This window comes from Flavobacterium sp., assembly GCF_035292545.1.
Taxonomy (GTDB): domain Bacteria; phylum Bacteroidota; class Bacteroidia; order Flavobacteriales; family Flavobacteriaceae; genus Flavobacterium.
The window spans coordinates 26,070-38,074 of record NZ_DATDPV010000047.1; the positions used below are offsets into that span (position 1 = coordinate 26,070).

Annotated in this window: 13 protein-coding genes; 5 read left to right on the forward strand and 8 right to left on the reverse strand. The window is 33.9% G+C overall.

The window, feature by feature from the left end:
* Positions 1-37: 37 nt before the first annotated feature.
* Both rpsR and rpsF read right to left on the reverse strand, forming a co-directional pair.
* Entirely contained in the window at positions 38-334 is a 297-nt protein-coding gene (rpsR, locus tag VI621_RS08240; protein WP_126743063.1) for a 30S ribosomal protein S18, read from the reverse strand.
* Between the two features lie 5 nt (positions 335-339).
* The gene (rpsF, locus tag VI621_RS08245; RefSeq protein WP_324217903.1) at positions 340-681 is read right to left on the reverse strand and encodes a 30S ribosomal protein S6; all 342 of its coding nucleotides are present in this window, start codon (positions 679-681) and stop codon (positions 340-342) included.
* A gap of 169 nt (positions 682-850) precedes the next feature.
* Here rpsF and VI621_RS08250 point away from each other — a divergent pair, with 169 nt between their 5' ends.
* Positions 851-1,546 (forward strand): LytTR family DNA-binding domain-containing protein, encoded by a 696-nt coding sequence (locus tag VI621_RS08250; RefSeq protein ID WP_324217904.1) that lies wholly within the window; start codon positions 851-853, stop codon positions 1,544-1,546.
* Here the strand turns inward: VI621_RS08250 and priA are convergent.
* The 4 genes from priA to nadC form a co-directional block, all read right to left on the reverse strand.
* On the reverse strand, positions 1,543-4,026 hold the full coding sequence (gene priA / locus VI621_RS08255) for a replication restart helicase PriA (protein WP_324217905.1): 2,484 nt from the start codon (positions 4,024-4,026) through the stop codon (positions 1,543-1,545). The two genes, VI621_RS08250 and priA, sit on opposite strands and share 4 nt — an antisense overlap.
* Positions 4,027-4,055: 29 nt before the next feature.
* Positions 4,056-4,490, reverse strand: coding sequence for a DUF2147 domain-containing protein (locus VI621_RS08260; protein WP_324217906.1), 435 nt, complete (start codon positions 4,488-4,490; stop codon positions 4,056-4,058).
* Between the two features lie 103 nt (positions 4,491-4,593).
* Positions 4,594-5,517 (reverse strand): YihY/virulence factor BrkB family protein, encoded by a 924-nt coding sequence (locus tag VI621_RS08265; protein WP_324217907.1) that lies wholly within the window; start codon positions 5,515-5,517, stop codon positions 4,594-4,596.
* A 3-nt stretch (positions 5,518-5,520) separates the two neighbouring features.
* Positions 5,521-6,378 (reverse strand): carboxylating nicotinate-nucleotide diphosphorylase, encoded by an 858-nt coding sequence (nadC, locus tag VI621_RS08270; protein ID WP_324217908.1) that lies wholly within the window; start codon positions 6,376-6,378, stop codon positions 5,521-5,523.
* Between the two features lie 479 nt (positions 6,379-6,857).
* On the opposite strand from nadC, the gene VI621_RS08275 reads away from it, so the two are divergent.
* Positions 6,858-8,126: a T9SS type A sorting domain-containing protein gene (locus VI621_RS08275; RefSeq protein ID WP_324217909.1), complete on the forward strand. Its 1,269-nt coding sequence runs from the start codon at positions 6,858-6,860 to the stop codon at positions 8,124-8,126.
* Between the two features lie 140 nt (positions 8,127-8,266).
* Positions 8,267-8,740 (forward strand): 23S rRNA (pseudouridine(1915)-N(3))-methyltransferase RlmH, encoded by a 474-nt coding sequence (gene rlmH, locus VI621_RS08280; RefSeq protein ID WP_324217910.1) that lies wholly within the window; start codon positions 8,267-8,269, stop codon positions 8,738-8,740.
* A 44-nt stretch (positions 8,741-8,784) separates the two neighbouring features.
* On the opposite strand, the gene VI621_RS08285 is transcribed toward rlmH, so the two are convergent.
* Both VI621_RS08285 and folP read right to left on the reverse strand, forming a co-directional pair.
* Positions 8,785-9,420 (reverse strand): hypothetical protein, encoded by a 636-nt coding sequence (locus tag VI621_RS08285; protein WP_324217911.1) that lies wholly within the window; start codon positions 9,418-9,420, stop codon positions 8,785-8,787.
* Positions 9,421-9,425: 5 nt separating this feature from the next.
* Positions 9,426-10,247 (reverse strand): dihydropteroate synthase, encoded by an 822-nt coding sequence (gene folP, locus VI621_RS08290; protein WP_324217912.1) that lies wholly within the window; start codon positions 10,245-10,247, stop codon positions 9,426-9,428.
* 89 nt (positions 10,248-10,336) lie between these two features.
* On the opposite strand from folP, the gene VI621_RS08295 reads away from it, so the two are divergent.
* Positions 10,337-10,879, forward strand: a complete 543-nt coding sequence (locus tag VI621_RS08295; protein WP_324217913.1) for a DUF1599 domain-containing protein — start codon at positions 10,337-10,339, stop codon at positions 10,877-10,879.
* A 3-nt stretch (positions 10,880-10,882) separates the two neighbouring features.
* Positions 10,883-11,983, forward strand: coding sequence for a BT_3928 family protein (locus VI621_RS08300; protein WP_324217914.1), 1,101 nt, complete (start codon positions 10,883-10,885; stop codon positions 11,981-11,983).
* Positions 11,984-12,005: the final 22 nt, after the last annotated feature.

Here is a 12,005-nt window from a genome sequence, read left to right on the forward strand (position 1 = left end):
CCGTTTTTGACGAGAAACCAACAACTGTGTTTATAAATTATTTAAGTAAATCCGCCACATATGGCATTAAAGCTAAATGACGTGCTCTTTTTACAGCAACAGACACTTTTCTTTGGTATTTTAATGAAGTTCCTGTTAAACGACGAGGAAGAATTTTTCCTTGCTCATTAACGAATTTCAATAAGAAATCTGCATCTTTATAATCAATATATTTGATACCAGATTTTTTGAAACGACAATATTTTTTTGCCTTGTTTGTTTCTATGTTTAAAGGCGTAAGATATCTGATATCCCCGTCTTTTTTTCCTGAAGCTGATTGTTGTAATGTAGACATAATGATTACGCTTTAGATGATTTTAATTTTGTTCTTCTTCTTTCAGCCCAAGAAATTGCGTGTTTATCTAAACTTACAGTTAAGAAACGCATTACTCTCTCGTCACGTCTAAATTCAGTTTCAAATGCAATAAGAACTTCTCCTGCTACTTTGAATTCGAATAAATGGTAAAAACCACTTTTCTTGTGTTGGATTTCGTAAGCCATTTTTTTCAGACCCCAATCCTCTTTTGATACCATTTCTGCTCCTCTGGAAGTAAGAAATTCTTCGAATTTGCTTACTGTTTCCTTTACCTGAACTTCAGATAAAACGGGATTTAAAATGAAAACAGTTTCATAATGATTCATAAAAAATTATTTTATATGTTAATTTGGCTGCAAAAGTAATCTTTTTATTTAAACACACAAGCCATAAATGACTTTATTCGACGTACTGCAAAAAAAATTAAGACTTCTTTAGGATAATTAAAAAAAAACAAATACTTTTAAACCACCGAATCTAAAATAGGCAAAAATCATGAAACTAAATTGTGTTGTTGTTGATGATAGTTCTATTCAAAGAATGATTATCGCAAAATTAGTAAACAATCATCCCAACTTACATTTAGTTGGCGATTATTCTAATGCAATTGAAGCAAAAAACTGCATGTCTGTCCATGACATTGACTTAATATTTCTGGACATAGAAATGCCAGTCATTAGCGGTTTCGATTTTCTGGATGTTTTAAAAGTTAAACCCCAAATTATTTTCATCACCTCCAAGGCGGAATATGCCCTGAAAGCATTTGATTATGATGCTACTGATTATCTTCAAAAACCTATTGCTCTCGATAGATTTAATGCTGCTGTAAAGCGAGCTATGGATTTGCACATGCTCAAAAAAGAAAATCATGAAGAAGAAGGCGAGCATATTTTTATTAAAAGCAATCTGAAAAAACTGAAAATTTTTACTGCTAAAATTAAATGGATCGAAGCTTTCGGTGATTATGTAAAAGTGGTTACCGAAGATGACAGCAATCTGGTACTCTCTACGATGAAATCTTTCGAAAAAGACCTATCGAAAGATAAGTTTATTCGGGTTCATAAATCGTATATCATTAATATTGATAAAGTTGAGCGTTTTAACAGCAAATTTGCAGAAATCGGTATTACAAAAATCCCACTGAGCAGAAACAAGAAAGAAGACTTGGTAAAAGCTCTTGCTCTTGGTTAATAAAAATCTACGTTTACAGTCACCCTAATTGCCCTATATTGCGGAACTGCCTCAAAACTGTTCAACATTTTCTGAATCGTTTTCTTCGTACTCCCTATAGAAAGATTCAATGGTATTTTTACCATTATTGTTCTGATATATTCATTTCGTATACGGCTGATTGGCGGCTCTTCCGGACCAAGAACAGGCATATTCAGGTTTTGCTGCATGACTTGATACAACCACATAGAACCTTCTTTTAGTTTATCGAAATCACGATGCTTCAAAGTAAGTTTGATCAATTTGAAATACGGCGGATATTTGTACATCTGTCTTTCATATAATTGTTCCGCATACATTCCAACATAATCATTATTAGTCACATGCTGAATCGTATTATGATCGGGATTATACGTCTGAATAATTACTTTTCCTCTTTTCTCTGAACGACCGGCACGTCCTGAAACTTGTGTCATCATTTGAAAACTTCTTTCAAAAGCCCTGAAATCAGGATGAAACAACATATTATCGGCATTCATAATTCCTACCAAAGTCACATTGTCAAAATCCAATCCTTTGGCAAGCATTTGGGTTCCGACTAAAATGTCGATTTCCCTGTTTTTGAAACTGTCAATTATTTTTTCAAAACCAAATTTTCCTCTAGTGGTATCCTGATCCATCCTTCCTATTTTATGAGTAGGAAAAAGTTCGGTCAATTCTAGTTGAATCTGTTCTGTCCCAAAACCTTTTGTAGTCAAATCGACACTTGAACAACTGTGGCAATGCGTAGGTTTTGCAATGGAATAGCCGCAATAATGACAACGCAATTGGTTTTTATGCTTATGATACGTTAAACTTACATCGCATTGCTGGCATTGTGGCACGTGTCCGCAAGTCATACACTCCAGTAAAGGCGAATAACCACGCCTGTTTTGAAACAAAATCACCTGCTCGCCTAATGACAAAGCAGTGGTGATTTCATCAATTAAAGTATCGCTAAAATGTCCCGACATTTTTTTGCGGAAGTATTTGTCTTTCAAGTCGACCAATTCAATATCCGGCATCATGACATTGCCATATCTTTCGGAAATTTCAACCGCACCGTACTTCTCTGATTTTGCATTGAAGTAGGTTTCAATACTTGGCGTGGCTGAACCCAATAAAACTTTGGCTTTATGAAAATTTGCCAACACTATAGCGCCATCTCGTGCATGATAACGTGGCGCAGGATCTATTTGCTTGAAGGTTTGCTCGTGTTCTTCATCTACAATCACAAATCCTAAATTGTGAAATGGCAAAAACAAAGCCGACCTAGCTCCTATTATTATTTGCGCTTTTTCGGAATTTGTCAATGCGTGATTCCAAACTTCAACGCGTTCATTATTGCTGTATTTAGAATGAAAAACGGCTACTTTATTTCCGAAATATTCACGCAATCTTCCTACCAATTGGGTTGTTAATGCAATTTCTGGCAATAAATATAAGACCTGTTTTCCTGTTTGCAGATAATCTTCAATGAGCTTGATGTAGATTTCGGTTTTACCGCTGGAAGTTACTCCATGTAAAAGACAGACTTCCTTTTGAGTAAAACTGTCTTTGATCTCATCAAAAGCCGTTTGTTGTGCGGCACTTAATTGCAGTTGTGCTTCTTTGGTTTTCCCTAAGAAATTGACTCTGTCTTCCTGTAAAAAGTATTCTTCAAATATCTCTTTTTCGATTAATGCTTTTACGATTGCCGCAGAAGAATTGGCAGATTCAACCAGTTTTTTTACTGTGATGGGTTTAGCTCCGCTTCGTCCGACTTCGCCTCGGGTCTTTTCAGATGCGCTCAATTGGAAATAACTTAAAACGATTTCCTTTTGTTTGTTAGCACTTTTGAGGGTTTCGAGTAATTCGCTTAGACCCTGATTTGTCTCATATTTGGAATGCAATCGGACATATCGGACCAATTTGGGTTTATAGCTTTCCAATATTTCTTCCTGAAGTACTAAAATATTTTTATCAATCAGTTTTTGGATTACCGGAAAGATATTTTTCTTGTTTAAAATAGACATGATGTCTTGTACTTTCAGGGAACTTTGGTGCTGTAAGGCTTCATAAACCAAATACTCCTCATCCGAAAGCAAACTTTCGTCTACAAAAGAATCTGTTTTTTGAGAAATTACAGTTTCACTTTCCAATAATAAGGCGCTTGGCATGGCACCCCGATAAACATCGCCAATTGCGCACATATAATAGGACGCAATCCATTGCCAATGGGCGATTTGGATTTCGGTTACTATGGGTTTTTCATCAAGAATCTGATGAATTTCTTTGGCTTCGTATAAAGTGGGCTGATTTTGATGGATTTCAATCACCAATGCGGTGTAGATTTTACTTTTACCGAAAGGCACCGTCACGCGCATTCCTTTTTTGATATAATGGTATTCGGTTTCCGAAACGCTGTAAGTAAACGTTTTGGCAAGAGAAAGTGGCAAAATTACTTCGACGAAGAACTGCATTTAGGATTTTGGTTTGGCTATTTTAAAAATTAATTCTTTACTCGATACCAATATTGTGTTCGTCCCAACAATGAAATTCCTATGTAACCACGAACTTTAAGTTTGTCTTTTCCTTCCAAAGCAACAATGGATTGGTATAATTTTCCGTTTTGGGGATCCAGGATTTTTCCGGAAGTATAATGGTTTCCTTTTTTTGATAATCCTTTAATGACAGTCATCCCGAGAATGGGCTTGTTTCTATCCCCGCCCGAACATTTACTACAAACACTTTTTTTGTGTTCTTCATCCAAAATCTCTATTACTTTTCCGTAGATTTTTCCTGATTTTTCATAGATCTCAACGATTGATTTGGGTTTCCCTGTTTCATCATCAATGGTTTTCCATTTTCCGATAACGGTTTGATTTTGCGCATAGAAAATCGTTGAAAATAACAATACTATAATATATAAGATACCTTTTTTCATGATTTTTAGTTTTTTTAGCCCTGATTACTTCACTATACTTTTATTTTTATTTGAGTTCAGTGAATTTTATTTGCAACGTATAGCAGGAAATAGCTCCTCAAAATTAAGCTTCTTTTTTTATTTTTAATTTGTTGATGGTTGCATTTAATTCAAATCCCAACAGTAAAATTGCACTATTTATCCAAATATAAAACATTAGGATTAATAATGTCCCAATGGAACCGTATAATTCGTTGTATTTAGAAAATTTTAGCACCCAAATTCCAAAAATATAAGAATCCAGAATAATTAATATCGTAGTAAATACAGAACCTACCGAAATAAATGCTCTGTCTTTTTCTCTTTTTGTACCAAACTTAAAAAGAATCGAGATGGTGATTAAAATCATCAGGATAACAAAAGCATACCTGCCCAAAATTATAAAGGAAACATATTCGTTTAACACATCATGAAAGATTGTTTTTTGTATAAAAACTTCAAAAACAATGATGGCCGCAATGGTTACTATTAATAACACCGATAACAATAATGACATACCAAGGGCTACAAAATATTGATGAAAGAAGCCTCTTTTGATAAGGACATGACGGGAAGATTCGAATCCGCCAAGAATCCCGCTCAAACCGTTCGCCATCAAGAAAATTGACAATATAAATCCTGTGGATAGCAATCCGGAATGGCTATTATGCAGAATGTCATTGATAATATTTGCAATGGCATCGTAAGTATTCGGCGGAACACCTTCTTCGACAAATTGCAGAAAATCTTCTTGAAATCCTTCAATCGGAATGTATGGAATCAAATTTAGAATAAATAATGCAAAGGGAAACAAAGCCATAAAAAAACTAAATGCAATAGAACTGGCATGATAGGAAAAACCACTCTCTATGATTCCGATAACATACAACTCTACTAAATCATAGAGCGATAAATCCTGTAACCATGAAAGTTTTATCCCTTTTAGCACACGAACAAGGTTTCGTACTACCGGGATTTTTTCGAATCTTTCTTCTAGTTCTTTTGACATAAATTAAATCGCTTTTAAACTCAAATCCATATTGTAAACGGAATGGGTTAATGCGCCGGATGAAATATAATTAACACCGCATTCGGCATAATTTCGTATGGTATTTTCGTTGATATTCCCGGATGATTCTGTTAAGCATTTATCTCCAATTAAGGCTACCGCTTTTTTGGTAGTTTCATAATCGAGATTGTCTAACAGAATTCTGTAAACCCCTTCACTGGCAATGATTTCTTTGACTTCTTCGAGGTTTCTGGCTTCGACAATGATTTTCAGATCAAGATTTTTTTCTTTGAGATATGCTTTAGTTTTGGCAATCGCCAAAGTAATTCCTCCGGCAAAATCGTTGTGATTGTCCTTGAGCATAACCATATCATAAAGCGCAAATCGGTGGTTTTCGCCTCCGCCAATTTTTACCGACCATTTCTCGCAAGCACGGAAACCGGGCGTTGTTTTGCGGGTATCAAGGATTTTTGTATTTGTACCTTCCAAAAGTTGAACATATTTTTTGGTTTTGGTTGCAATGGCGGACATCCTTTGCATGGAATTGAGCACTAATCTTTCGGCTTTCAGGATTGCTTGTGAACTTCCTGAAACGTGAAAAACGACATCGCCGTATTTTACGGGAGTTCCGTCTTCTATAAATACTTCTATTTGTAAACTCGGATCAACATAATTAAAAATCATTTTGGCAAAAGCCACTCCTGCAATAATTCCATCGTCTTTGACCAGGAGTTTTGCTTTTCCTTGTGCCGAAGCCGGAATACAAGCCAATGAACTGTGATCGCCATCGCCTACATCTTCCCGAATGGCATTTGAAATTATTAATTGTAACTCTTTTTGAAACTGTGCTTCGCTAATCATTCTTATGAAATTTATAGAATGCTAAAGTAAGATTTTATTTGCTGATTTGGAAATTTGAGTGTTTGTAAATTTTGGGATTTCAGAAGTGCGAAGACACATCAGTTTTAAGCATTTAAAAATGTTCTTTTAAAGGTCTGATTTATTCAAAAATTATTAAAATTATGAAGATATCAAGATCATGTTGTGATATACCGAAATAAATAATCAGACTTTATAAAAAGTTTTTTTGAATTTATTTTTTTTTATAAAACATTACAAATCAGTTGATTGTATTTTTTTTGTAACTTTGAGTAGTTGCATCTTTTCATGGTTTTTTAGCAAGTTTAAATAAAAAAAGACGGCAACTGACGCTATAACAGATAGGACGGTTTCATACTTCGCAACTGTAACTACTGACAAAAAATTTGGATCCTTGGGTTCACTATAAAAAGCGGGAATACCGAAAATCAAGTGAAATAAAAGCTTTAAACAATCAAAAGATGAAAAAGATGAAAACACAAACTACTTTCAAGTCAGGTCAAAATAAAATCGACACCTTTGCTATACTATTTATAAGTCTACTATTTAGTTTAAACTCATTCGGGCAAAAGATTTATTCGACACTTACAGAAACATGGACAAATCAAGTATGGGAGAACTTTACTCTGACAACAAATACTTATACGGGTAACAATTTGACAAATAGTGTGTCTCAAAATTGGATTACCCTTTCAAGTTCATGGGAAAATGTTACCCAATACAATTATACCTATGATTCTAATGAAAATGTAAGCCAAATTATTATTCAATTGTGGGACAGCGGAAGCAATGTATGGAATAATTATCAACGAATGACATATACCTACAATGCTTCTAATAAAGTGCTCACAACGGTAATTGAAACATGGACTTCTGGCAATTGGCAGAACGCTTCAAAGATTACAAATACTTATGACGGGAACAATTATTTGATAAATGCCGTATATCAAAATTGGATTGTCCTTTCAAGTTCTTGGGAAAATTTGATCCAATTTATTTATACCAATAATCCAAATGGAAGTGTAAATCAGGAAGTCATTCAATTATGGGACAACGGAAGTAGTATTTGGAACAATTATCAAAGACATTCCTATACATACGATGCATCTAATAATGTTTTAACGGTACTTACTGAAACATGGGAAAATGGAACCAATGTATGGGAAAATTTTTTAAGATCAACCTATACTTACAATGCTTCAAATAAAGTTCTAACAGCAATTTCCGAATTATGGATAGGTACAAATTGGATGAACGCTACCAAGGAAACAAATACTTATGACGGCAACGGTTATTTGACAAATAGTTTATCCCAAGATTGGAATATTCCTTCAAGCTCATGGGAAAATGACACGCAATCCAATTATACCAATAATCCTGACGGAACTGTATATCAAATTGTAATTCAACTATGGGACAATGCATTAAGTATTTGGAATAATTCTGAGAGAATAACATTTAACTATTCTCCATTAGGGATTGCTGATTTCACAGATAAAAGCTACTTTACAGCTTATCCTAATCCCGCTTTTGATATTATCACGATTAAAACAAACAACAATATTTATGGATTACCATATTATATTACTGACCAAACAGGCAAGCTTATCTTGACCGGAACATTAAATATAGAAGAGACAGCTATTGATGTTAATCCATTTGCCAATGGTATTTATTTTATTCAGATTGGACAATATGAAAAACAGACGATTAAGATGATTAAGAAATAAAATAATAGTCTATTAAAGCAATTTAAGGTTACTAAGTGATGAATTATGTCCAGTAGAAATTAGCTTTTTAAGTTTTCAAAATAAATAAAAGCGAGTTGCTTTCATCTTTTGTAACTTTGCCGCTTTGAAACGCAACCTCAATGAACATTAAACTCATCGCTATTGGCAAAACCGATAACAAATCCCTGCAATCTTTGATAGACGATTATCAAAAACGCTTGTCTTTTTATATCAAGTTTGATTTGGATATTATTCCCGACATCAAAAACGTAAAAAATCTTTCCGAAAGTCAACAAAAGGAAAAAGAAGGCGAATTGATTTTGGCGAAAATTACCCCAACTGACCAATTAATTTTATTGGACGAAAACGGAAAAACGTTTTCCAGCGTTGGCTTTTCGGAAGAATTGCAGAAGAAAATGAATTCCGGTGTAAAAACTTTAGTTTTCGTAATTGGCGGGCCTTATGGTTTTTCGGAAACGGTTTATGCTAAGGCAAATGGAAAAATATCACTTTCGCTGATGACCTTTTCACATCAAATGGTGCGGTTGTTTTTTATTGAACAATTGTATCGCGGATTTACGATTCTGAAAAACGAACCTTATCATCATCAGTGATTTTACTTTGCAGATTGCCGAATTCAGATTGAAAATTTTAGGACTTAAAATACAAATTCCTCAGGAACTTCTTTATTTTTATTGTAGGATTCCAAATTTTGAATTAAAATTTTATTCTGAATATATTCTTGAAAACTCATATTCTTATCAAACAATAAAAGTATTTTAGGCTGAATAACAAAATCTAAACTAAAAACATAATTTAAAACCTCATCTTTTTTTATTAGTTTTTTATTAACCAAAACCATTTCATTTCCTTTTTTAAAATAAATTAAAAAACTATTAATTTCAGGTTTTTCCATTTTATAATACACATCTGTAAAAGGAAGAAAGGCTATGTTCTTGCCAATACTATCAGCGTACGAATAATAATTTTGAGGTTTTTTGTTTTCATTTGCCTTTCCGGCACGCTTTTTTTCCTGCAATTTCATGATTTCTGGAATCACTATTCGCAATGGCAAACGTTTATCGATATTAAAAGCCCAATTAGTGGTGCTAATAGCAGTGTTTTTGTTTACTTCGGCCAAAGTATCTTTCCCTTTTGTTCTAAAAAAGATATAAACCGGAGAAATATCAACAATATTTTTGACAATCGTTATATTGGATTTTGGTAACAGAATGTCCTCTTTATTACCACACGAAAAAATAAGAAAAACAATAATTAAACTAAAATATTTCATGATTTTTAATTGATTTTATTATATAACGTAACACATTCCATGGCCTCTTTTACATCGTGAACCCTAAGAATTTTTGCCCCTTTGGTTAAAGCGATAGTATTCAAAACAGTAGTTCCGTTTAAAGCTTCTTCTGCATTGGAATGCAAAGGCTTATAAATCATAGATTTTCTGGAAAAACCTACTAATAAAGGCAATTCAAGCATTTGAAACAATTCTAAATTTTGTAAAACTTCATAATTTTGTTCTATCGTTTTCGCAAAACCAAAACCGGGATCAATAATCAAATCGTTGATACCTAAACTTCTGGCTTTATTGACTTTTTCGGAAAAATGAAAAAGCATTTCTTTCACGATATCATCATAATCTGTCATTGTTTGCATCGTTTGTGGATTGCCACGCATGTGCATCATAACATAAGGAACGTTATATTTTGCAATGGTTTCCAGCATTTTATCGTCCAGATTACCGGCAGAAATATCATTGATGATTGCAGCTCCGTTTTCTATACACACTTTGGCTACTTCACTTCGAAAAGTATCAATAGAAAGCAAGGTTTCCGGGAACTTTTTCAGAATTAATCCAACCATGGGAATTATTCTGGAAATTTCCTCTTCTTCGGAAACAAACTCGGCATTTGGTTTGCTGGAATACGCCCCAATATCGATAAATGCAGCGCCTTCATTCAACATTGTCTCCACACGAGTTAGCAATTCACCTTCGTTTTTATACTTCCCGCCATCAAAAAAGGAGTTGGGCGTAACATTCAAAATCCCCATTACTTTGGGAGTTGATAAATCGATAAGTTCTCCTTTGCAATTAATAGTCATTGGTTTACAGTTTTAAAGACTTCAAAATTCCACATTCAAAAAAATTATTCTTATTTTTGAAAAAATTTGAATACAAATATACATCAATAATGAGCAATACTTCCCAAGAATATGATAACGTGATTGCGATTTGTCGCGAACTGTTTATCAACAAAATGAAAGATTATGGCAGTGCCTGGCGGATCTTAAGACTGCCTTCCTTGACCGACCAAATCTTCATAAAAGCACAAAGAATCAGAAGTTTACAGGAAAACGAAGTTCGGAAAATAGATGAAGATGAAACAGGCGAATTCATCGGAATCATCAATTATTCGATTATGGCTTTGATGCAATTGGAATTAGGCGTTGCTGATCAACCAGATTTAGATGTTGCCAAAGCAACTGAATTATACGATGTTAAAATTAAGCTGACCAAAGATTTAATGGAAGCCAAAAATCACGATTACGGCGAAGCCTGGCGTGAAATGCGGGTGAGTTCTCTAACAGATTTGATTTTACAGAAATTACTTCGCGTGAAACAAATTGAAGACAATAAAGGCAAAACTTTGGTTTCCGAAGGCATTGACGCTAATTATCAGGATATGATTAATTACGCGGTTTTTGCTTTGATTTTAATGGGTTTTAAAAAATAAATTATGAAAAATATCCTAGTTCCATTTTCAAGAATAATCGTTGGATTATTATTTATCATTTCGGGTTTAATAAAACTAAATGACCCTGTTGGTTTTTCCTACAAACTAGCGGAGTATTTTGGTGAGCCGGTTTTCAACATGCCTGCTTTAGTTCCATTTTCATTGGCAATTGCATTCTTTTTAGTGATTCTTGAAGTGGTTTTAGGCGTAATGCTGCTCATTGGTTACAAATCCAAATTCACCGTTTGGAGTTTATTGCTTTTAATTGTCATGTTTACCTTCCTTACCTTTTATTCTGCCTATTTTAATGTAGTAAAAGATTGTGGTTGTTTTGGTGATGCATTAAAATTAACGCCATGGCAATCCTTTACAAAAGATGTGGTTTTGTTGTTTTTTATACTCATCCTCTTTTTCCATAGAAAATTAATAAAACCGTTATTTAGCAACTCTGTCCAAAACATATTGGTTTTGACAAGTTTGGCTTTATGTGGTTTTATGGGCTATTGGGTTTTAAATCACTTGCCTTTGATTGATTTTCGTCCTTTTAAAGTTGGAAACAATATCCAACAAGGAATGAAAATTCCTGCGGGGGCGCCAAAATCGCTGGTAGAAATGGTTTTCATTTATAAAGTTAATGGTGTAGATAAAGAATTTACCGAAAAACAATTGTCGGCAATCCCAGAAGGAGCCACTTTTGTAGACCGAAAAGACAAAGTGCTCATGGAAGGCTACGTTCCTCCTATTCATGATTTTACGATGGAAAAAGATGGTTCTGATTATAAAGATGAGTTATTAGTGGAGCCAGAATTACTGATGTTCGTAGCTTACGATTTATCAAAATCAGACATCGAGGGAATGAAGAAGCTGGAAAAACTAAATCAGAAAGCCAAAGCAAAAGGCTATAAAGTGATTGGAATGACCGCAGCTTTACCAGATGAAATTGCAAAAGCAAAAAAAGATTTCGGATTAACATTTGATTTTTATTTCTGCGATGCCATTACTCTAAAAACTATTGAAAGAGCCAATCCTAGTATCGTTATTTTAGAAAAAGGAACCGTTAAGCAAAAAGTTCATCATAATGATATTGACGAATTGAAATTGTAACTTTATTAAAATAATTAAAGAA

Bases quoted from the DNA above. Each gene is read 5' to 3' on its own strand.
- VI621_RS08300 (WP_324217914.1), top strand. From the start codon at position 10,883: ATGAAAAATATCCTAGTTCCATTTTCAAGAATAATCGTTGGATTATTA.
- VI621_RS08295 (WP_324217913.1), top strand. From the start codon at position 10,337: ATGAGCAATACTTCCCAAGAATATGATAACGTGATTGCGATTTGTCGC.
- VI621_RS08275 (WP_324217909.1), top strand. From the start codon at position 6,858: ATGAAAAAGATGAAAACACAAACTACTTTCAAGTCAGGTCAAAATAAA.
- folP (WP_324217912.1), bottom strand. From the start codon at position 10,247: ATGACTATTAATTGCAAAGGAGAACTTATCGATTTATCAACTCCCAAA.
- VI621_RS08265 (WP_324217907.1), bottom strand. From the start codon at position 5,517: ATGTCAAAAGAACTAGAAGAAAGATTCGAAAAAATCCCGGTAGTACGA.
- VI621_RS08285 (WP_324217911.1), bottom strand. From the start codon at position 9,420: ATGAAATATTTTAGTTTAATTATTGTTTTTCTTATTTTTTCGTGTGGT.
- rpsF (WP_324217903.1), bottom strand. From the start codon at position 681: ATGAATCATTATGAAACTGTTTTCATTTTAAATCCCGTTTTATCTGAA.
- VI621_RS08260 (WP_324217906.1), bottom strand. From the start codon at position 4,490: ATGAAAAAAGGTATCTTATATATTATAGTATTGTTATTTTCAACGATT.
- rpsR (WP_126743063.1), bottom strand. From the start codon at position 334: ATGTCTACATTACAACAATCAGCTTCAGGAAAAAAAGACGGGGATATC.
- VI621_RS08250 (WP_324217904.1), top strand. From the start codon at position 851: ATGAAACTAAATTGTGTTGTTGTTGATGATAGTTCTATTCAAAGAATG.
- rlmH (WP_324217910.1), top strand. From the start codon at position 8,267: ATGAACATTAAACTCATCGCTATTGGCAAAACCGATAACAAATCCCTG.
- nadC (WP_324217908.1), bottom strand. From the start codon at position 6,378: ATGATTAGCGAAGCACAGTTTCAAAAAGAGTTACAATTAATAATTTCA.
- priA (WP_324217905.1), bottom strand. From the start codon at position 4,026: ATGCAGTTCTTCGTCGAAGTAATTTTGCCACTTTCTCTTGCCAAAACG.